At 60.5% G+C, this 21188-nt stretch carries 19 protein-coding genes, 1 pseudogene and 1 riboswitch; of the genes and pseudogenes, 6 read left to right on the top strand and 14 right to left on the bottom strand.

Annotated features, from left to right (window positions below; translation table 11 throughout):
* Window positions 1–109: 109 nt before the first annotated feature.
* A complete protein-coding gene (locus HGP16_RS02610; RefSeq protein ID WP_168838451.1) occupies window positions 110–691 on the top strand; it encodes a histidine phosphatase family protein in 582 nt (193 codons plus the stop codon).
* Between the two features lie 157 nt (window positions 692–848).
* Here HGP16_RS02610 and HGP16_RS02605 read toward each other — a convergent pair whose 3' ends face one another.
* Window positions 849–1784: a phytanoyl-CoA dioxygenase family protein gene (locus HGP16_RS02605; protein ID WP_168838450.1), complete on the bottom strand. Its 936-nt coding sequence runs from the start codon at window positions 1782–1784 to the stop codon at window positions 849–851.
* A gap of 134 nt (window positions 1785–1918) precedes the next feature.
* Here HGP16_RS02605 and HGP16_RS02600 point away from each other — a divergent pair, with 134 nt between their 5' ends.
* A complete protein-coding gene (locus tag HGP16_RS02600) occupies window positions 1919–2782 on the top strand; it encodes a helix-turn-helix domain-containing protein (RefSeq protein ID WP_168838449.1) in 864 nt (287 codons plus the stop codon).
* On the opposite strand, the gene HGP16_RS02595 is transcribed toward HGP16_RS02600, so the two are convergent.
* Window positions 2772–4199, bottom strand: coding sequence for a PLP-dependent aminotransferase family protein (locus tag HGP16_RS02595; protein ID WP_168838448.1), 1428 nt, complete (start codon window positions 4197–4199; stop codon window positions 2772–2774). The genes HGP16_RS02600 and HGP16_RS02595 overlap by 11 nt on opposite strands.
* Window positions 4200–4293: 94 nt before the next feature.
* On the opposite strand from HGP16_RS02595, the gene HGP16_RS02590 reads away from it, so the two are divergent.
* A complete protein-coding gene (locus tag HGP16_RS02590; protein WP_168838447.1) occupies window positions 4294–4977 on the top strand; it encodes a pyridoxamine 5'-phosphate oxidase family protein in 684 nt (227 codons plus the stop codon).
* Between the two features lie 29 nt (window positions 4978–5006).
* The gene (locus tag HGP16_RS02585; protein WP_168838446.1) at window positions 5007–5669 is read left to right on the top strand and encodes a GNAT family N-acetyltransferase; all 663 of its coding nucleotides are present in this window, start codon (window positions 5007–5009) and stop codon (window positions 5667–5669) included.
* A gap of 26 nt (window positions 5670–5695) precedes the next feature.
* On the opposite strand, the gene aac(6') is transcribed toward HGP16_RS02585, so the two are convergent.
* Complete coding sequence (aac(6'), locus tag HGP16_RS02580; RefSeq protein WP_168838445.1) at window positions 5696–6136, bottom strand: aminoglycoside 6'-N-acetyltransferase; 441 nt, start codon at window positions 6134–6136, stop codon at window positions 5696–5698.
* Between the two features lie 131 nt (window positions 6137–6267).
* Between aac(6') and HGP16_RS02575 the strand changes: the two genes are divergently transcribed.
* Entirely contained in the window at window positions 6268–7263 is a 996-nt protein-coding gene (locus tag HGP16_RS02575) for a sterol desaturase family protein (RefSeq protein ID WP_168838444.1), read from the top strand.
* A gap of 225 nt (window positions 7264–7488) precedes the next feature.
* Window positions 7489–10812 (top strand): thiamine pyrophosphate-dependent enzyme, encoded by a 3324-nt coding sequence (locus HGP16_RS02570; protein ID WP_168838443.1) that lies wholly within the window; start codon window positions 7489–7491, stop codon window positions 10810–10812.
* Window positions 10813–10999: 187 nt separating this feature from the next.
* On the opposite strand, the gene HGP16_RS02565 is transcribed toward HGP16_RS02570, so the two are convergent.
* From HGP16_RS02565 to HGP16_RS02515, 11 genes and pseudogenes are all read right to left on the bottom strand, one after another.
* On the bottom strand, window positions 11000–11845 hold the full coding sequence (locus HGP16_RS02565) for an aspartyl/asparaginyl beta-hydroxylase domain-containing protein (RefSeq protein ID WP_168838442.1): 846 nt from the start codon (window positions 11843–11845) through the stop codon (window positions 11000–11002).
* 302 nt (window positions 11846–12147) lie between these two features.
* A pseudogene (crcB, locus tag HGP16_RS02560) lies at window positions 12148–12536 on the bottom strand (fluoride efflux transporter CrcB).
* A gap of 24 nt (window positions 12537–12560) precedes the next feature.
* The gene (locus HGP16_RS02555) at window positions 12561–13931 is read right to left on the bottom strand and encodes a voltage-gated chloride channel family protein (RefSeq protein WP_168838441.1); all 1371 of its coding nucleotides are present in this window, start codon (window positions 13929–13931) and stop codon (window positions 12561–12563) included.
* A 115-nt stretch (window positions 13932–14046) separates the two neighbouring features.
* Window positions 14047–14134, bottom strand: a riboswitch (Fluoride riboswitch).
* Between the two features lie 64 nt (window positions 14135–14198).
* Window positions 14199–15026 (bottom strand): class I SAM-dependent methyltransferase, encoded by an 828-nt coding sequence (locus HGP16_RS02550; protein ID WP_168838440.1) that lies wholly within the window; start codon window positions 15024–15026, stop codon window positions 14199–14201.
* 143 nt (window positions 15027–15169) lie between these two features.
* Complete coding sequence (locus tag HGP16_RS02545; RefSeq protein WP_168838439.1) at window positions 15170–16213, bottom strand: Gfo/Idh/MocA family protein; 1044 nt, start codon at window positions 16211–16213, stop codon at window positions 15170–15172.
* Window positions 16214–16221: 8 nt separating this feature from the next.
* Window positions 16222–17007 carry a ThuA domain-containing protein gene (locus tag HGP16_RS02540; protein WP_168838438.1) on the bottom strand — a complete coding sequence of 262 codons (786 nt, stop codon included), beginning with the start codon at window positions 17005–17007 and terminating at the stop codon, window positions 16222–16224.
* 164 nt (window positions 17008–17171) lie between these two features.
* Window positions 17172–17513: an SMR family transporter gene (locus tag HGP16_RS02535; RefSeq protein WP_168838437.1), complete on the bottom strand. Its 342-nt coding sequence runs from the start codon at window positions 17511–17513 to the stop codon at window positions 17172–17174.
* Between the two features lie 19 nt (window positions 17514–17532).
* Entirely contained in the window at window positions 17533–18096 is a 564-nt protein-coding gene (locus HGP16_RS02530) for a TetR/AcrR family transcriptional regulator (protein WP_168838436.1), read from the bottom strand.
* Between the two features lie 96 nt (window positions 18097–18192).
* Window positions 18193–19281 (bottom strand): ABC transporter ATP-binding protein, encoded by a 1089-nt coding sequence (locus HGP16_RS02525; protein WP_168838435.1) that lies wholly within the window; start codon window positions 19279–19281, stop codon window positions 18193–18195.
* Window positions 19282–19373: 92 nt separating this feature from the next.
* Window positions 19374–20249 (bottom strand): carbohydrate ABC transporter permease, encoded by an 876-nt coding sequence (locus HGP16_RS02520; RefSeq protein WP_168838434.1) that lies wholly within the window; start codon window positions 20247–20249, stop codon window positions 19374–19376.
* Between the two features lies 1 nt (window position 20250).
* Window positions 20251–21156, bottom strand: coding sequence for a carbohydrate ABC transporter permease (locus HGP16_RS02515; protein ID WP_168838433.1), 906 nt, complete (start codon window positions 21154–21156; stop codon window positions 20251–20253).
* Window positions 21157–21188 lie beyond the last annotated feature (32 nt).

The raw sequence follows: 21188 nt of genomic DNA, 5'->3' as shown, positions 1-21188 counted from the left end.
CTTGGATTTGCAGGCGGATGTGATGTTTCGCGCCGATCGGCCTTAGTTCTCGACAGAAACTTTGGCAGATGCGAAGAATCCCGCACGTCAAGCGAAAAGGAGAAACGGCATGAGCAGCGCCTATCCCGAAGTCTACCTCGTACGGCACGGACAGACGGAGTGGAGCCTTTCCGGCAGGCACACCGGCCGGACCGATATTCCCCTGACCGCCGCCGGCGAGGAAGCTGCCCGCAAGCTTGTGGGTCGCCTACCCCTAATCGATTTCGCCGCCGTCTGGTCCAGCCCATCGCAACGCGCGCAAAACACCTGCGCGCTAGCCGGCTTCGGCGACCGGCGCGTCGTCAAGGAGGATCTGGCGGAATGGGATTACGGCGCCTATGAGGGCATCACCACCAAGGCGATCCTCGCCGAACGCCCCGGTTGGCAGATCTTTCGCGATGGTTGCCCGAATGGCGAAATGGCGGCCGATGTCGGCGCGCGCGCCGACCGGATCATCGGCGAACTTCGCGGCATCGGCGATTCCGTCCTGATCTTCTCCAGCGCCCATTTCCTGCGCGTCTTCGCCGCCCGCTGGGTCGGCCTGCCGCCGGAAGGCGGCGCGCATCTGGCCCTTGATACCACAAGCATCAGCGTGCTCGGCTACGAGCATGACCTGACCGAGCCGGTCATCCGCCGCTGGAACCAGATGTGACGGACGCACACCGACCCGCCGCATCTCCACAAACGTTTCGAGCGGCCCTGGAGGGGATTCTGGAAATTGGAGCATGATGTTGTCCGGAAATCGTTCACACTTTCCGGCATCATGCTCCAGGCCGCTCGATGTTTTCCAGACGTCATCTTGCAGCCGCTTACCAGGCCTTGAGCCCCAGCAGCTTCTCGCCCAGCGGCGTCAGTTGGGCCGTCGTCGCATTGTGCTTTTCCCATTCGCGGGGGTCGCCGGGAAAGGCATCGCGCTTCGGATGGTCGAGCTCGCGCCACAGACGGATGCGTTCCTCGCGCTCGGCGACGTTGTCGTATTCCGCCGGATGCATGGAGATGTACTGCGCCATGCGAACGCGATTGTCGGAATGGTTGGGACGGACCCCATGCGCGAGTAGCGAGTTGAAGATCATCAGATCGCCAGGCTCCATATCGATATTGACGACAGAAAGGCTCGTCGTATCGGGATGCATCGGATCACGATCTTCCGGCTGCGTCTTTTCCCATTCCTCGAAATGCTCGAAGAGCTCCGGCACGCACTGGAATCCGCCGACATCGCCATCCTGCTTCTTCAGGCTCAGAACACCCTGGACGCCGATCGGCAGCGGGCGGATCGAGGTGTCGACATCCCAGTGGATGAAGCCGTTCGGATTACCCTTCACCTTCTTCGGCGGATTGAGGTTGGCACGATCGATCGTGACCCAGAGATCTTCCCGATCCCATATATCGACGAAGACATCGTAGATCCGCTTTTCCATGCGATTGTCCCAGAGATACTGGTGATTGTAGATCTCCAGCATCCCGGTATTGTTGAGCTCCTTCATCTTGTGCTCGCGCCGCTGCGGCGCATACCAGGTGGAAGGGTCACTCGGGTCCTTCTCGTCAAAATGCCATAAAACGTCGGCAAGCCGCTCGACATTCACCGCCGGCACCGCCTGACGCACGATCACATAACCCCTGGTGATCCAATGCTGCCAATCGTCCTTCGACAGCACCCTGAGCGGCAAGGTCTTCCGGATATCCTTCAATTGCGCCGTGACCGCTGATGCGGTCGGGTGAGCGTCTCGTTTCAAGGCAGGCTGCATCGGTTTCCTCCATCTCGCTGGCCCCTTTGGTTTCGGGTGACGGAGAAAGTTGTAGCTGTAAGCGCCGCTTCGATGTTGCTTGGCTCTGGCCAATTCTGATACTATTCTGGCCTCTCTAGCGCTATGGACGCCCAATGAGGCCCTATCTCGAAGTTTTGCCCCGTTCGCCGGAAGCATCCTGGAGCATGCTCAATCGCCGGCTCGACGACTGCATCCCCTTCCAATGGCATCATCATCCGGAATTCGAGCTGACGCTGACGCTGAACTCCATCGGGCAGCGCTTCATCGGCGATCACAGTGGCGACTATGCCGACGGTGACCTCGTTCTTGTCGGACCTAATCTACCGCACAGCTGGGTTTCGCGCGCCAAGATCAAGGAACAGACGCCGCATATCGCGCTCGTGCTCTGGTTCAATCGCGAATGGCTGTTGCAGATGACGGACGGTGCCGTCGAATTCCGATCGATCGAGGCGATGCTGCAGCGTGGAGACAACGGCCTGCACTTTTCCGAGACGACCTCCGCCGCCGTCCGCCCCGCCTTCGAAACCATTTTCGAAAGGCCGCCCGTGGAGCGCCTTTTAGCGTTGCTCGGCATTCTGGTGAGGGTTGCGGAAGACCGGCAGGCAACGCCACTCGCCAGCGCGCCGGCACAGGCACCGGATCTCAAGGAAAGCCGTGAGCGCATCGACCGCGTACTGACGCATATGCATCTTCACTATGCCCGCGCAATCAGCCTTGATGAACTCGCCGATGTCGCGGCCCTCAGCGTCTCCGGCCTGCACCGCATGTTTCGCCGCCACACCGGCGGGACGATATCGGACTATCTCATGCGCATGCGCATCGGCGACGCCTGCGCTCGCCTCTCCTCCACCGATCAGGCGATCCACCACGTCAGCGATGCCGTCGGTTATGCCTCGCTTGCCAATTTCAACAGGCAGTTCAAGGCGCTGAAGGACATGACCCCGCGCGAATATCGGGCAATGTTTCTTAGGCGCTGACGGACACTGTCGCGAGCAACCTGCCAATTTTGGCAGCCGCCGTATCCGCAGCCTGCGCCTCCATGCGGGCGATGCCGAGCAGCAATCCAGGCCTTGCGGGGCCGAGGCACAGCGCCGATATAGGCCGCACAGCGAAACCGTTGGCGTTGATGGTCCGCGCGAGGGCGACATCATCGGTCTTTATATCGCGGAACCAGCTCGCCAGCTGCAACCCGCCGCCGCCTGCTCCCACCTCCAGCTGGGTGCCACAGTGACGCTTGAATGCCGAGACAGTCGCCGCCATGCGCTCCGCATAGATCGCGTTCATCTGCCTCAGATGCGCGCGAAACCGTCCCTCGCGCATGAAATCGGCAAGGGCCGCCTGGATATGAACAGGCACGACGGCGCCCCTCAGCCGCTGCGCCGCCTCGGTCGCCGCCACCAGACGGGAGGGCACGACGGCATAGGCAACACGCAAGCCTGGCGCGAGCGTCTTCGAGAAAGTGCCGACATAGACGACCACCTCGCCGCGATCGATGCCCTGCAAGGCGGCGATCGGGCGCGACGCATACTGGAACTCGCTGTCGTAATCATCCTCCAGCACGATCGCGCCGTTGGCCCGGGCAAATTCGAGCAGAGCGAGACGACGCGGCAGGCTCATGGTGACGCCGGTCGGATATTGATGCGAGGGCGTTACATAGATCAGCCGTGGAGACGGCCCGGCAGCTCGCGCGATATCGATGCCCTCGGCATCGCAGGGCACCGGCACGAGGCTGGCTCCAGCCATCCGCAGGATCGCCTGCGCAGTGGCATAGCCGGGATCCTCCATCCAGACCACGTCGCCGCCCGGCTCACGGGCGCGGATCAGCACGCTCGAAAGCAGCCCGATCGCAGCACCCGTCGACGGCACGATCAAAACCTGTTCGGGGCGGGCAACCACGCCGCGCGTCGCCGCAATATGATCGAGGATGGCTTCGCGCAACTCGCGAACGCCGCCATGATCGCTATAGCCGAGATCATGCACCCGGAGAGAACGGCCGCGAGCGCCGAGACAGCGCGCCCAGGCAGCGTGAGGAAAAGCCGACACATCCGGCACGCCGGGTTCGAACAATCCTCCGGTCTTGAATTCCGTAACGCGGGGCTGGTTCGGCGGCGGTGCGGCGACCTCTCCAGACAACGGTGCAGCCGGGAAGGCCGCGACGCGCGTTGCAGCACCCGTCGCCGAGAGCAGATAGCCCTCCGCTTTCAGGCGATCATAGGCGTTGACGACGGTCGAACGCGCAACGCCAAGCGAGATTGCCATTGCCCGCGTCGAAGGCACGCGCTGCCCTGTCGGGATCTGTCCGTGAAGGACACGATCGCGCATCAGGCGATAAACTTGGCCCTCCAAGTCACCCGAAGTCCGATCGAGTGCCGGCCATTGCGCCACCGATGCCATGAAACCTCAACTGGTCTGCTCAACATCAAGAAACTGGCTGTTTATAACCTACCTCTTTGCTGGCAGAGATCAACGGTCAATCGACGAGGAAGACATGACCGATCACTATCCGCTCGCATCCGACACCTATCCGACGACCGAGCGCACCCGCGTGCGGCGTAGCCCGAAGCGCGGCAGCCATGCCCATGCCGACGTTCACGCCATTCTGGATGCCGCCCCGCTCTGTCATGTGGGCTATGTCGTCAACGGCGCGCCCTATGTGACGCCGACCCTGCATTGGCGGGAGGACGATCACGTCTATTGGCATGGCTCCGCCGCCAGCCGCTTCCTGCGCGCTGCCGAAGATATGCCGGTCTGCCTGACCTGCAGTATCATGGACGGCTATGTGCTCGCCCGCTCCGCCTTCAACCATTCGGTCAACTATCGCTCTGCGATGGTCTTCGGCACGGCCCGCCTGGTCGACGACCTCGAGGAAAAGACCGATGCGCTGCGCCGTTTTGTCGAGGACCTGTTTCCTGGTCGCTGGGACAGCTTGAGGCCGATGACCAGGCAGGAAGTCAAGGCGACCTCGGTGCTGCGAATGAAAATCGACGAGGCCTCAGCCAAGATCCGCAACGGCCCGCCTGGCGATATGGACGAGGCCAATCATCCCGTCTGGGCCGGTGTCCTGCCCATCGAAAGCCGTCTGTTGCCGCCGCAACCGGCGCCTGGCTTGCCCGACGGGATGGAACTGCCACAATCCCTCGCGGACTTGATACAATCCGGCCGGCTCGGCTAGGCTGCATTTGATGACCAAAGGACTTTGACATGGATCTTGCAAACTGGAAGGGCGTTCCCCGCCCCGAACGGATTACCCTTGAAGGCCGCTATGTGCGGATCGAGCCGCTCGATCCGGCGCGTCATGGCGAGGATCTCTATGCCTCGGCTCGAGCCCACGGCGCGGAGGACCGTTTCCGTTATCTTTTCGAAGACGCGCCGGCCAATCACGCCGCCTTTTCTCCCTGGCTCGAAAAAGCCGCCTCCAGCGCCGACCCGCTCTTCTTCGCGTCCATCGACAAGCGCACGGGACGCGCGGAAGGCCGGCAGGCACTGATGCGCATTGATAATGCGCATGGCGTCATCGAGATCGGCAGCATCCTTTGGGGACCCGCGATCGCCCGCAGCCGCGTGACGACGGAAACCCTCTATCTGTTTGCATCCTACGTCTTCGATACGCTCGGCTATCGCCGCTTCGAATGGAAGTGCAACAATCTCAACGAACAGTCGAAGCAGGCGGCCGGACGCTTCGGTTTCGTCTTCGAAGGTATCTTCCGCCAGCACATGGTTGCCAAGGGCAAGAACCGCGACACCGCCTGGTTTGCCATCACCGACGCCGATTGGCCGCGCCTGAAGGCCGGCTACGAACGCTGGCTAGCCCCGGAGAATTTCGACGCGGCTGGACAGCAGAAGACCAAGCTGACATTCGCTTGAGTACAATTGCTCTCCGAGGCTCCCGACTATAGCAGCTTGCGGAAATAAACCACGCGCCTGGTTTCGACGAAGCCGAGCGCGGCGTGAAAAGCGTGGCTCGCGAGATTGTCGATCAGCGCATCCGAGGCAAATTCCACGCAGCCGGCATCTCGCCCCCAGGCGGCGATAGCCTGGCAAAGCGCCTGCGCCACGCCTTCGCGCCGATTTTCCGGGCGCACATAAATGCCCTCGAGGAACAGAACCGGAGATGTCTCGCAGCCGTTGACGTAATCGTGCCGCAATGTCGCTTCGGCAAAACCGACAATATGACCCGCAGCATCGATCGCCACGAAGGCAATACCGTTTTCATTGGAGCGAAACTGCGCGAGTTCCGCGCGGTGATGTTCAAGCGAATCGTCTGGCCAAAGCGCCGCGCGCAGGCCCACCCAACCCTCCAGATGCTCGTGTCCCGCCTTCTCTATCCGCATGCTTCGGCCTCCCTTCCAACTACCCGTCGCCAGCGAATGGAAAAATTTCGCTTTCGACTCCACAATCATCACGCTACATATCGCGCATACTCACGCGCAATTTTCGCTGATCATAATCTGAGGATGATGGAATGACATTTCAAAGCAGTTCGCGTCTCTACGCTGCTGTTTCAGCTCTGTTGTGGCCGGCAATCTTCTGCGCCGGATTGGTCGGCGCCTATTTCGCCTTCGAGTCGAACATGCATCTCCTCTGGTTCAACGTCGTCTATCTTGCGACCGTGGCGGTGATTGCGGTCTTCGAATGGCTCATGCCCTATGAAAAAACCTGGCTGAAACGCGACGGAGAAACCTTCAACGATGTCGCCCATACCCTGCTGAGCAAAGGGGGTGTGCAGATTGCAGCGGCAATCGGTACCTCGTTTCCCATGGCGGTGGCGACAGTCGCACAGCCTGTCCTCAGCTATCACTCGCATTTCTGGCCGGATCGATGGCCGCTGATATTCCAGGTAGCGCTTGGCCTCTTTATCGCCGAGTTAGGCCTCTACATGGCGCATCGTCTTGCCCACGAACATCTGTCGCTTTGGCGTTTCCATGCGCTGCATCACAGCGTCGAGCGCCTCTGGGTCATCAATACGGGCCGGTTCCATTTCATGGACTCGCTCTTCAAGATCGCGCTCAGCCAGATCCCGCTTTATCTGCTCGGCGCACCATTACCCGTCTTTCTATGGATTGGTGCCGTCACGGCCTTTATCGGCCTGCTCACGCATTGCAATGTCGATATGCGGACCGGCCCGCTCGATCTCATATTCTCGACGCCGCGCCTGCATCGTTGGCATCATTCGAAGGTGCTTGCCGAAGGCAATACGAATTATGGGGAAAACCTCGTGATCTGGGATCAGCTTCTCGGCACCTTTTACAATCCGACGCGTCCTTCCTCCACGGATATCGGCATCACCGGCAAGGTCGCCAAGGGCTTCCTCGCCCAGCTCGCGCAACCCTTCTCCAGGAAGGGCCGCAAGGAGATCATCGGCAAGAAGCCGAAGGAATTGATCCTTCAGGAAGAACAAGCCGCAAAGGCAGCTGCGGCAAGGCGGAACAGCAACGCTAAGATCCGCAAATCGAGCTAAGATCGCTTTCGATAAACGCACCAGCCGCTCAGCGCGCGGACGGGTGCGTTGATCGTTGCATGCCTGTGGATAGAAACATCACGAAAAACTCCAGCCCGGCAATCCACGTATTTCGATTTCAAACTGAGAAGATATTGTCATTTAACGTGTATTGAAAAAGGCAGCCTAGGGGTCTACCTAGGTCCCTGCAGTTGATTTAGACGAAAGATTAGGAAAATCATTAAGATGGAAGGGAGGCTTACGACAGAATACCTCAAGCAACTTCACAGAATATTTTTCGTCTCCAGAGAAATAGACCGGCTTGAGCGAGAATTCATCAAGCAGGGCATAGCACATTTCCATGTTTCCGGCGCCGGACACGAGTCCACGGCGCTGCTTAACGAGTTTCTCCAGGACGACGACTGGCTGCATCTCCATTATCGCGACAAGGCATTGATGCTGGCGCGCGGAATGCCCATTCGTGAGTTCTTCTCCAGCCTTCTCGCCACAGCCAGCTCTCACTCCGCCGGTCGGCAGATGAGCGCGCATCTTTCCTCCCGCGCTCTCAACATCACCTCCATCGTCGGCCCCGTCGGCAACAATGCGCTGCACGCCGCCGGCGTTGCCGCATCCCTGAAGCACAAGCCCGGCATGCCGATTGCCGTCTGTTGCGTCGGCGACGGCACCACCCAGCAGGGCGAATTCGTCGAAGCGGTCGCCGAGGCCGTGCGCGGCCAGTATCCCGTCGTCTTCGTCATCGAGGATAACAGCTTCTCCATTTCGACGAGAACGAACAAGCAGACTTTCTTCGACCTGCCCGGCGGCCCGGCCGCGAGCTTCTATGGCGTCGAGATCATCCGCACCGAGGGTGACGATCTGCGGGCGTCGCGCGAGGCCTTTCATAAGGCAGTCCGCCACAGCCGCAACAATCGCACACCGAGCATCGTGCTCCTCAATGTCGAGCGGCTGTCCGATCATACGAATGCCGACGATCAGAAGACCTATCGCACCCTGCTCGAAATCGAGGCCGGCTCCTCGCGCGACCCGCTGCCGAACTTGCGGGCCATGCTGCAGAAGGCGGGCATCGACGCCGACACGCTTCTGAAGATCGAACAGGACCTGACGGCCGAGGTCCAGGCGGAAGCCGCCCTCGCCCGCAAGGAAGACGCCCCCAAGGTCGAGCCGGACGCGAAGGCTCCCTATCCCGCTTCCTTCAAGGGAAAAGCGGAATATCGCGGCAATGAAAAAGTATCGACCTTGACGATGCGCGAAGCGCTGAATGTCGTTCTCGACAAGCAGCTTGCCGCCAACCCGGACGTCGTCCTGTTCGGACAGGATATCGAAGATCCGAAGGGCGATGTCTTTGGTGTCACCCGAGGCCTCAGCACGAAATATCCCGATCGCGTGCGCAACGCCGCGCTCAGCGAATCCACCATCGTCGGCACAGCCGTCGGCCGCGCGCTGGCCGGGCAACGCCCGGTCGCCTTCCTGCAGTTCGCCGATTTCCTGCCGCTTGCCTACAACCAGATCGTCTCGGAAATGGGCAGCATGTTCTGGCGCACCCGAGGCGCATGGGAAGCCCCCGTCATCCTGATGGTGAGCTGCGGCGGCTATAAGCCCGGCCTCGGCCCATTCCACGCCCAGAGCTTCGAGGGAATGCTGGCGCATACGCCGGGTATCGACGTCGTCATGCCCTCCAGCGCCGGCGATGCGGCCGGGCTTCTCAACGCCGCCTTCGAGTCGCGCCGCCCCACGGTGTTCCTCTATCCCAAGGCCGTTCTCAACAATTCCGACGGCCGCACCTCCGAGGATCTCGACAAGCACTTCGTCCATCCCGGCCTGTCGCGCCATGTCGCCAGAGGCCGAGACATCACGCTCGTCAGCTATGGCAATACGGTTTCGCTCTGCGCCAATGCCGCAAGCGCCTTCGAGGCTCAGGGCTTTTCCGTCGAGGTGATCGACCTCCGCTCGATCTCGCCTTGGGACGAGAAGGAAGTGCTGGCGAGCGCACGGCGCACCCGCCGCCTGATCGTCGTTCATGAGGACAATCGCACCGTCGGCATGGGCGCGGAAATCGTCGCCACTGTTACAGAAAAGACCGATGTGCCCGTTGTCGTGCGCAGGCTCGCCCGCTCGGACGCCCATATCCCCTTCAACTTCCGCAACCAGCTCGAGACCCTGCCCTCTTACCGCAAGCTGGTCGATCTGATGGCCGAAGTCCTCGAATGCGAGGTGACCTGGCATGAAGAGGACGATAGTGGCCCGACGGCCGCCATCAAGGCGATCGGCTCCGGCCCTGCCGACGAAAACGTCCTGGTGACGGATCTGCTCGTCAAGCCCGGCGACAAGATCGAAGTCGGCCAACTCGTTGCCGTCGTCGAGGCGACGAAAGCCTCTGTCGAGATTTGCGCCAACATAGGCGGCGTCGTGCAGGAGGTCTTCGCCAAGGTCGGCGACCAGATCGCCACGGACAGTCCGCTTCTGACCGTTGACGCCAATCGCGATCTGAGCGAGCAGAATTTCGCACTCGCCTCCGAAATCCAGAACAAATTCGTGCTGCGCCGTCTGAAGTCGCATGTCATCCCGGCGCTGCGCCGCCATACCGGTAGCTTCTCCGAAGTTGTCATCAACGGCATCGGTTTCGCGACAGGCGCCCGCCGTATCACCAATGAAGAGATCATCCACAACTGGCCGAACCGCCGCGCTGACGAGATTCTCGCGCTGACCGGCATCAAGAGTCGCTTCTGGGTCGGGCCTGAGGAAGGCACGCTGAGCCTCGCCACGAAGGCTGCGCGCGATCTCCTGCGGCAGAACCAGATCTCGATCCACGATATTGATCTGGTGATTGCCGCCACCGGCACGCCCGATATCGCCACGCCGTCGCTCGCAAGCCGCGTCGCGGTTGCCGTTGCCGAAGATGGCGTGCGGCCTTCGCTTGCCGCCTACGATATGGGCGCAGCCTGCTCCGGCTATCTCTACGCGCTGCAGCAGGCCTATGATTTCATTGCGCAGCAGAACGATGCCAAGGTGCTCATCATCACCTCGGAAGTCTTGTCGCCGCTGCTCGACATGAACGACTTCTCCACGGCGATCCTCTTCGGCGACGCCGCCACGGCCAGTCTCGTGACCAGCCGCGACATGGCGCGCAATCCGCTCTTCACCGCAAGCCGACCGATCGTCAGCGGCCGGCCGGAGCCGGGCGATCTGCTCTACGTTCCGCTGCCGGACGACGGCGTAATCGCGATGAACGGCCGCGCGGTCTTCACCGAAGCTGTGCATTCGATGACCCGCTCGATCGAAAACGCCTGCGTCGATGCGGGCATCGAGCTTGCCAATCTCGATCTGCTGGTGCCGCATCAGGCCAACCAGCGCATCATCGATACGATTGCCAAGCGCAGCGGCCGCCCGGCCCTGAGCGTCATCGAGACCTATGGCAACACCAGCTCATCCAGCATTCCGCTTGCCATGCTGCATGTCGCCAGCGAACACTCCGAGCCGCTCAATCTCGGCCTCGTTGCCTTCGGCGGCGGCATGACGGCGGGCGCTGCAATTGTGCGGACGGTGAAGTAGCCATTTCGGCGCTGCTTGGCAATCTCGACGGTAAAGCCGCTGCGGCTGAGCCGGAAGAAGAGTGCTACGAAGAAGAAGACACGAAGAGGCGAATAAGCCTGCTTAACCGCTGCGTCTGATCGACAAAATAAAACCCCGGAATCCTTACGGATTCCGGGGTTTTTACTAGAGTCATCAGCCGATGAAATTAGGGCTTCGGCCGATTCCTGAGCGCCTCTGCTTCGGCGTAGAACTTCTTTTCCCATTCCTTGTGATTGTCGAGACCTTCCTTGATGAAAGGCGTGAAGATCGCCAGGTTCATCAAAGCCCAGTTGACGATACGGGCCGGGAACTTCAGCGGCTTGACGAAATCGACGAAGAGCACGACGCGGGTCTTGTCGGAGTGGTTCCAGGCTTCATGCTCATAGGCGTCGTCGAAGATCAGCGCCTTGCCTTCCTGCCAATGGCAAACCTGCTTGTCGACGCGGATGGCGAGCTTCTCGTTCGGCTCCGGTACGATGAGGCCGAGATGCAGGCGAAGCACGCCGTTATAGGGGCCGCGATGGGCGGGAAGATGTTTGCCCGGCTCGAAGATCGAGAACATCGCCGTCGTCAGGCCGGGAATCTTCTGCACGGCTGCCCAGGTATTCGGGCATGCCTTGATGTTCTGCTCGGACTTAACCCCGAAACCGAGAAGGAAGAAGGTCTTCCAGCGCGTATCCGTCGAAATGGTCTTCACGTCGGTCGAGATGTCCTGGAAGGTCGGCAGCTCGCTCTGGCGCAGCAGCACCTTTTCCAGCTCGGCGCGGATGGCCGGATAATCCTTCTCGATCTCGGCCGCCCAGGGGAAGGTCGCGGTGTCATAGACCGGCGGATTGCCGAGCTTGGCATATTTCAGATTGAGGCTTTCGGCCCAGGCAACAATGCCCATGAAAAAGCGCGTCATGGCGCTCGCGCGCTCCATCGGCGCGATGCCGGCGGTGCCAAAGGTTTGTTCCGGAACAGGAGATTGGTTGGAAGTGGGAGCAGGTGCGCTCAAGGGACTCTCCGTCATGTCTGTCTTTTGGGGCGGTGCGGTCCGGGAGGAAATTTTGCCGGGGAATCCGCATGCGAATCCCGGAGCGAGAACAGGCTTGTCATTGGGAATGCTTGCCCGTCTTTATCCTGATCGACGCCCGACTCCTTGTGTTATGCGGTGATCTTAATAGGCGTTTATATGAGTTGATAAGTCGAATTTCGCAAGAGAGTCCGTTCGCGACGAGCGGTGGTTTGTCGTGGAATGAATCCCCGCGATTCTCGAGAGGGTTTCACCTCGGAATCGGCAAAAATGCGGCGAAATCTGCCGACCCCCAATCACTATGCCGTTTGAGCCTGAATTATTAGCCGGACAATTGCAAGTCCTGCCATCAGAGCCCCGATCGGCAGGAAAACGGACAGGCCGATATAGGCGATGGCGGCATCCATTGGCCGCGCCCCATGGAACGACGCTCTCCAGCGCAAAGGTCGAAAACGTCGTGAAGCCGCCGAGAACGCCCGTCGTCAGAAACAATCGCACCTCCTGCGACATACCGCCGCGAAAGGCGAAATATTCCGTCAGCAGCCCCCATGACGAAGGCTCCGAGGATATTGATGATGAGCGTGCCGAATGGAAATTCGACCCCGAGCAGGCGGGCGACGAGTTCGTTGATACCGAGACGGAATGCGCCGCCCAATCCGGCACCGAGAAACACGACAAGATAGAGCACGACAACTTCCAGCCGTCCTTGGCGTCAAACCTTTCCGGTCTTATGGGCATTTTCTCGCCGCGTCTCCAAACCGCGCTCCCGAATATGGCGAAGCGGCGTGTCGGCGGGGACATTACCGGCGGCGGCCCCCTTGGCGACGCCAAGCCGTTGCGACAGGTAGATGCTGGTATGACCGCTGCAGATATAGGCAAGGAAGCAGGCGACGGCGAGATAGACCGTGTGCGTCGCGCCGAAGAGCTCGATACCCATGATCATACAGGCAAGCGGCGTATTGGTGGCCCCGGCAAAGACGGCGACGAAGCCCAGCCCGGCAAAGAGATCGGCCGGCGCGCCGAGAATGGCGGCAAGCGCATTGCCAAGTGCAGCACCGATGAAGAACAAGGGCGTCACTTCGCCACCCTTGAAGCCGGCACTCAACGTCACGATCGTGAAGACGGCCTTCCAGAACCAGCTCCAGTAATCGGCATGGGCGGGATCGAAGAAACCTAGGATCGTCGCATCGCCAGGATTGGGCGACCAGACACCTAGTCCGAGATATTGCCGCGTGCCGAGCAGGTAGACGAGACTGATCAGGATTGCACTGGCGATGACAGGCCGCAGCGGCGCATAGGCGCACAACCGCTTGAACGCCGCGGACGCCCGATGCGAGACCTCGCTGAAGCAGCGCGCCATCAGGCCGAAGATCACGCCGGCGATGCTGACCTTGACGAGCAGCAAGGCATCGAGATGGAAGGTGCTGGCCGGTGTGCCGGCTAGGTAGCCGATCTGATACTGGATATGCTCGATACCCCAGGCATGGCAGGTCCAATCGGCTGTGATCGCCGCCGCAAGGCTCGGGATCAGCGCTTCATATTGCATGCGCCCGATCGTCAAGACTTCGAGAGCGAAGACTGCACCAGCGATCGGCGTGCCGAAGACCGCGCCGAAGCCGGCGGCGATGCCCGCCATGAGGAGAATGCGGATCTCGGCATGGCTGAGCCGGAAGACTTTGGCAAAGGCGCTGGCAATGCTGCCGCCGAGCTGCACCGCCGTCCCTTCGCGCCCGGCCGAACCGCCAACCAGATGCGTCAGGACCGTCGAAACCAAGATGAAGGGCGCCATGCGTAGCGGCACGCCACCACCGGGCTCGTGGATCTGGTCGACGATCAGATTGTTGCCGCCTTCCGACCCGCGGCCGAAGTGCTGATAGACCAGCACCATCAGGAAACCGGCAACCGGCATCAGGAAGATCAGCCAGGGATACTCGAAACGCGCCGTCGTCGCCTCGTCCAGGCTCCACAGAAACAGGGCGCAAAGCGAGCCGACGACGACCGCCATCGGCACGACGAGAAGGATCCATTTGAAGAGGCTGCGAAACTGCTGAAAGCGATGATGAAAATAGGCGGATGCGGACATCAGTTTGCCCCTCCCGCGAAGCCGACGGACGGTCTTCCGGGGACAGTGCATAAGAAACATAGGCGGGATAACGGCAGGAAGACAGGCATGACTCTACTCCTTCGCCTTTTAGGCGCGTTGAGTAGGAGTCATCAGCTTCCCTGGAAAATCAGAGCAGCGGTTCGGCCACCATGGCCCGGCAGAAATCCATTACCGTCGGAATTTCCATATAGAAATAGGCCCACCGCTGTCAATGTACCGTGACGAACTGCATTCGGCGCAATCGCCTCAAATGGCTCTGGAGATCATCTCGATCGGAGCAAGCAGGCCACCCTCCACCGACATATTGACGTTGCTCATGCGCTCACCAGCCCGCGGCCCCATCAGGATACGGCCCCCCTGGTTCCGCTCCTCGCCCGCCGCAGCCTTGGCGCGCGCTTCATGGGCCAGCCGGATTGCGAGAGCACTGCGATCCTGCTCCAGCTCCACCTTGAAGCCGGCTTCATCAAGCAGATTTCGATAGACATCGGGGCTGCAGACGAAACTCGTCTCCGGCTCCATCGCCCAGGGCATCGGATAGGGCAGCGCGCCTTCCCGCATCTGCATGATCTCATAGAGGCCAAAGCGGCCGCCCGGCTTGAGAATGCGCCTGACCTCGGAAAACAGCCTCGCCTTGTCCTCGATGTTCATGCCGACATGAATGAGCGTCGTCCGGTCGAAGCCGCCACTCTCGAAGGGCAGTGCCAAACCGCTCCCCTGCCGGAAGGAGACTTGATCCGCCAGACCGCAGCGGGCCGTCAGCGAATTGGCGACTTGGACGAACTCCTCGGTGAGATCGATGCCCGAGACGATGCATCCATAGGAATCGGCAAAATGGCGCGCAGGCCCGCCGAGCCCCGATCCGATATCGGCAAGCCGCAGGCCGGCGGAAAGATCGAGATCCCTCGCGAAATCCACCGTCGCCGCATGTCGCCCCAGATGGAACTCATCGACACCGGCCAGATCGCGAATGCGCAGGTTTTCGATGTCTTTGCCGTCGGCCGCAAGGGTTTGCAGGATCGCCGTTTCCAGCGATCCGTGCGTGTAGTGGCTGGCAACTTTTTCCTCGGTAGACATGCATCACTCCCAAGGCTTTGCCTGAAGGTGGCCTACTGCATATTTCCTTAAACCGGAATCGATTTAAGGATAAAATTATGCGGCAGATTTAAAATACTACAGCGACCTTTGCGCGTCACATGGGATGCGCGGCGCTGTAGCCATCAGACCTTCAGTTCGCGCCGCTCGGTTTCCGTTACCATGGCAAGATCCAGCACGCGCTGCAAGTTAGCCGCATGGCGGAAGCTCGGGTCCTGGCTGCTGCCGGTCGTGACAGCTTCGGCGAAGCGCTGGTAGTTGGTCAGGACCGGTGGCACCTCGAGCACCCTCCACGTCGCCGTTTCGGTGTCGTCGCCAAGGCAACCGCGCAATTCGGAGCCGTTCGGGCTGTGGGACACTTCCAGGCCGCCGCGCTCGCCGTAGATGCGCAGCTTCAGCTCGTTCAGATGCCCCGTCGCCCAGCGGCTCGCATGCACGACGCCGAGCGCACCGTTGGCGAAATCGACCGACATCGAGAAACTGTCGTTCGCGTCGAGCGTATATTCGCCGATGCGCTCGCCGGGCGCCTTGGCGAAGGTCTTGAGGCGGGCGAAGACGTGATCGATATCGGTCGCTGCGCCATAGGCGGCGAAATCGAGGATGTGGATACCGATGTCGCCCAGAACACCATTCGAACCGTGGCCGGTCGACAGGCGCCAGAGCCATTTGGATTCGCTGCGCCAATCGCCCCAGGCCTTGGAGACGAGCCAGCTCTGCAGGTAGGACGCCTCCACATGCTTGACCGTGCCGATCTCGCCTGAGATCACCATCTCGCGCGCCTTCTGCAGCTGCGCGACATTGCGATAGGTGAGGTTGACCATGTTGATGACCCCTGCCCTTTCGGCAGCTTCCGTCATCTCAAGTGCCTTTTCGTAATTCTCCGCGAGCGGCTTCTCGCAGAGAACATGCTTGCCGGCGGCAAGCAGCGGCAGGGTCGTCGGATGGTGAGCCTTGTCCGGCGTGACGTTGGTCGCCGCATCGAACTCGCCCCAGGCGATGGCCTCGTCCAACGACAAAAAGCGCTTCTTAATATCGAACGTATCGCAAAAGGCGGTGAGTCTTGTCGCGTCCGTATCGACGGCGCCCACGACTTCGACGCCAGGGATGCGGGCGAAATGCTCCACTTGGTTCTTCGCCATGCCGCCCGTGCCAACTACTATGAGACGCATATGATACCTCAGCGATAACCGGCTTCGCCGGCCTGGTGCAATTTCGGGCCGCGCTCGACGATCGGCTCCAGCGCCTTTTCGACGGGAACGTTCGGCGCATCATGGATGCTGGCCTGGGTGCCGAGCGGGTTATGAGCCCATTTCACGGAATTGATCAGAACCTTCTGAACGGTGCCGTTGTGATAGGTCGGATAGGTTTCGTGGCCAGGACGGAAATAGAAGATGTTGCCGGCACCACGGCGCCAAGTCATGCCCGAGCGGAAGACTTCGCCGCCCTGAAACCAGGAGATGAACACGGTTTCCAGCGGCTCGGGAACGGAGAACTGCTCGCCGTACATTTCCTCGTTCTCAAGCTCGAAATGCTCGCCGAGGCCGGCTGCGATCGGATGGCGGGGGTTGATGACCCACAGACGCTCGCGCTCACCGGCTTCGCGCCATTTCAGCGCGCAGGGCGTGCCCATCAGGCGCTTGAAGACCTTGGAGAAATGGCCGGAGTGCAGGACGATCAGGCCCATGCCTTCCCACACGCGCCTGGCGACGCGCTCGACGACCTCGTCCTTGACGGCGCCATGATCCTTGTGGCCCCACCACAAAAGGACATCGGTATCCTTCAGACGGGCTTCGCTGAGACCGTGTTCCGGCTCCTGCAACGTTGCGGTGGTCGCCTCGATACCGGCATCAGCATTCAGTGCCTTGGCGATGGTGTTGTGCATGCCCTCCGGATAGATCTCGGCGACGACCTTGTTTGTCTGCTCATGAATGTTCTCGCCCCAAACGACGGCACGAATAGTCATTACGGCACTCCTCTTATACCATTGAAATTGAATGGGTTATGCGATCCAAAGCGCTTTGGGAAAGCGCCGTACTTCAAGACTCCATCAGCCCAGTCGGGACAAGAGATAAAGCCTCCCCGTGAATTTGACAAAGACAAAAACGACCATAGACAACACCTGTGTTTTCAGTGCGACACGGACTTTGAAAAGAGATTGACGACCAGGACGCCGGCAATGATCAGACCCAGGCCGATGACGGCGGCAAGGTCGAGTTTCTGGCGGAAAAGCACGACGCCCACCATCGAAATCAGCACGATGCCGAGCGCGCTCCATATGGCATAAGCAATGCCCACAGGGATGACCCGCAACGTCACCGAGAGACAATAGAAGGCTGCGGTATAGCAGACCACCAGAACCACTGTCGGGCCGAGGCGGGTGAACTGCTGCGACATCTGCAATGCCGTCGTGCCGATCACCTCCAGCACGATCGCGACCAGCAGCATTGCATAGACCGATGCGTTCGCCATTCCATTTTCTCCGATAAGGTTAGAGCTGCGTCAGCTCGATCAGCCGGTCGATCAGCTTTTGACGGGCGCTCTCGTCCATGTCGTGGCTACCGAGCAAATCCGCGAGCCAGATTCCATCGGCTGCCAGCCTGACGATTGCCGCATCCACCGAGGAGTCCGTGCCGACATATTCCTCGCTGCGCTCGCGCACCCAGGCGTGCCACCGCTGCCGCAATTGCGGCTCGGTGAGCAACACCATCGTCACCTGCGCCCAGTCCTTCGTGCCCTCGGGCTGATCGCGCAGCGCCAGGCAGGCATGCAGGTAACCGCGGGTGAAGCGGCCATGCGGCAACGGATCGGCGCGCATCGCTTCCTCGATTGCCGCGTCCAGCCGCTCCAGCAGGCTTTCGAACAGTGCCTCCAGAAGCATGTTCTTGCTGGGAAAATGATGCAGCAAACCGCCCTTGCTGACGCCGGACGCGCCGGAAACGGCATCCAGGGTCACGGCCGTCATCCCTTTTTCGGAAGCAAGCCGCGCCGCCACCTCCAGCAATTGCTGGCGGACGAACAAGGGCTGCTTCTTCCTATGGTGCGCAGTGGACATGGCGACATAACATACCAGTTGGACGGTTTCGTCAACGACCTAGTTGATTGCCTCTGAACCTTATTGAGTGTGGCTGATCTTCGTGTTGCTCCCTTCTTAGTTTACCGAATGATAGGCTGCATCCTTCTCGTCGAAGATGCTCACCTTTGCTGCATCGACGGTGAAGGCGATCGGCGAGCCGGTCGCGATGGTCGTCATGCCAGGATCGGTGCCGATGATCTTCGAGCCGTCCTTGAGCCTGACATGAACGAGGGAACGGTCGCCCAGACGCTCCACCGTCTCGACCTGGCCGTCAATGTCGCCCTTTTCCGCCGCCGTGACAACCAGATGCTCAGGGCGAATGCCGAGCGTCAGCCCGGAGTTCGAAAGGCCGTCGAGCGCTATCGCCGTCCTGATGACCGATCCGTCCGGCAGCGCTGCCGTCGCCAGCCCGCCCGCCTCGCCGACACCGGCTATGTTGATGAAGTTCATGCCCGGCGATCCGACGAATTGCGCGACATAGCGCGTCGCGGGGCGCGTATAGATCTCGACGGGCGTGGCCACCTGCTCGATCTTCTTGTTGTTGAGCAGGACGATACGGTCTGCAAGCGTCATCGCCTCCACCTGGTCGTGGGTGACGAACACCATCGTCGCGCCCAGCCGCTCATGCAGCTGAGCCAGCTCGACGCGCGTGCGCGTGCGCAGGCCGGCATCGAGGTTGGAGAGCGGCTCGTCAAAGAGGAAGACGTCGGGCTCGCGCACGATGGCGCGGCCGATCGCGACACGCTGGCGCTGGCCGCCGGAGAGAGCCGAAGGCTTGCGATCCAGCAGATGCGGCATTTCAAGGATCTTCGCAGCCTCTTCGATGCGCCTGTTGATCTCGGCCTTTGGCGTTTTGATGTTGCGCAGGCCGAAGGACATGTTGTCGCGAACGGTCATGTGCGGATAGAGCGCATAGGATTGGAAGACCATCGACACACCGCGCTCGCCGGGCGGCAACTGGTCGACGCGCTTTCCGCCGATCCAGATCTCGCCGCTGGTGATCGACTCCAGACCCGCGATCATACGTAGCAATGTCGACTTTCCACAGCCCGAGCCGCCGAGAAAGACGACGAACTCGCCGCGTTCGATCGTCAGATCGATGTCGTTGAGAACCTGCACGGCACCGAAATGCTTAGTGAGGGACTTGATGTTGATTCCTGCCACTTTACGCCTCCTGCGGAAAATCGAAGTCGTCTGACTTGCCATTCATCGCGCCCCGCCCGACGACGACAGTCGGACCGGGACTTCCGCATTGGTTATTTGACGGCACCGACCGCAACACCGCGCGTCAGGGTCCGCTGGAAAATAAGGAAGAAGATCACCGTCGGCAGGATACCGAGCAACGACGCTGCTGCAATCGCGGTCGGCTCCTGCGTATTGGCTCCCGACAGCACGCCCATGGCGACGGAAACCGTCTGATTGTTGTTGGAGACCAGGAAGACCAACGGGATCAGGAACTCGTTCCAGGTCCAGATGAAAAAGAAGGTTGCGAGCACCGCAAGCGTCGGCCGCAGCACCGGCACGATCACCATCCAAAGGATCTGCCATCGGCTCGCATTGTCGATCTGCGCCGCCTCGATGATCTCGCGCGGGAAGGTCGCCATGACAGACGACAGCAGGTAAGTGCCGAATGCGGTATGCAGGACACCGATGATCAGGATGACCGAGAGCATCGAGTCGAACAGGCCGACCTGCTTGGACATATAGTAGAGCGGATAGACGAGCGCCTCCTGCGGCGCCATGATCGAAATCAGCAGGATGACGAGCATCACCTGTCCGCCGCGCACGCGGCCGATGCCGATGGCATAGGCGTTGAGCAGGCTGAGTACGACGGCCAGAATGGCGGCGCATCCGCTGATGACAATGCTGTTGAAGAGCTTGCGCGGGAAATCGACGGTCGCCCAGAAGTTCTTGAGCGCCGTCAGATCAAAGCTCTGCGGAAAGGCGAGCGGACCGTTGGCGGCATAATCGGACGGCGTCTTGATGGCATTGACGGCGGCCAGGAAGAACGGAAAGAGCGTACCTGCAAGGAAAACCAGCAGGATGGCCAGGACGACCCATCGGCCTATCCCTTTCTTCTGGCCATGATGCACCGAAACAGCCTGGGCGGAAAGCGAAGACGTGGCCGTCATATCAGTGACCTCCCTCGGTTTGCTTCGATTGCATGCGCAGAAACACGACGCCGAGTAAGATGGTCACGGCCGTCTGCAATGTTGCGATCGCCGCGGCATAGCCGACGCGATTTGTCGTGAAGAAGTGATAATAGGACAGATAGGACGGTACCGTCGTCGCATTGTCAGGACCGCCCGACGTCAGAACGTAGATGGGCGCGAAGACCTTGAGCGCCGCGATCAGCGTGGTCAGCGCAACTACGAAGATTTCAGGCATGAGCATCGGGATCGTGATGGAACGGAAGCGCCCGAACCAGCTTGCATTGTCGAGCTCAGCAGCCTCATAGAGCGAGGGGTCCACGCGCGCCAGCCCGGACATGAAGACCACGAGACAATAGCCGACCTGCACCCAGACGATGACGGCTGAAACCGCCCAAAGCGCATAACTTGCATCCCCCAGCCAGTTCTTGGCGAGGAAATCGAGCCCGATCGCCTTCAGCACCGCGTTGATGATGCCGATCGGATTGAGGATCCATGCCCAGAGAACACCGGCGGCGGTTAGCGGCAGGATCTGCGGCAGATAGAAGCCCGCGCGAAAGAAGCTCGACCATCTCTCGCTGAACTGCGCGCTGATATAGTCAAAAAGCACCGCCGCCAGCAGCAATCCCAACAGAATGGGCACGATGGTCATCGAAATGATGAACAGCAGCGTATGCTGGATCGACCCCCAAAAGAGGGTATCCTGAAGCAATCTTTGATAGTTCTCCAGGCCGACATAGCGCGGCGGAATAACGCCCCCCTTCCACGTCGTGAAGCTGATTGCGAGATTGGCAATCAGGGGAATGAGCACGATCAGAACAAAGCCCAACACACCGGGGATCATATAGAAATAATACCCCGCCTTGCCGGCGTTCTTCGACTTATCCATCGAAATCCTCCAGTCCGATACGGCAAGGCAGC

Source organism: Rhizobium sp. P40RR-XXII, assembly GCF_012641405.1.
In the GTDB taxonomy this organism is placed as follows: domain Bacteria; phylum Pseudomonadota; class Alphaproteobacteria; order Rhizobiales; family Rhizobiaceae; genus Rhizobium.
Note: the sequence above shows the minus strand (reverse complement) of the source record. Positions and strands in the feature narration are given on the sequence as shown.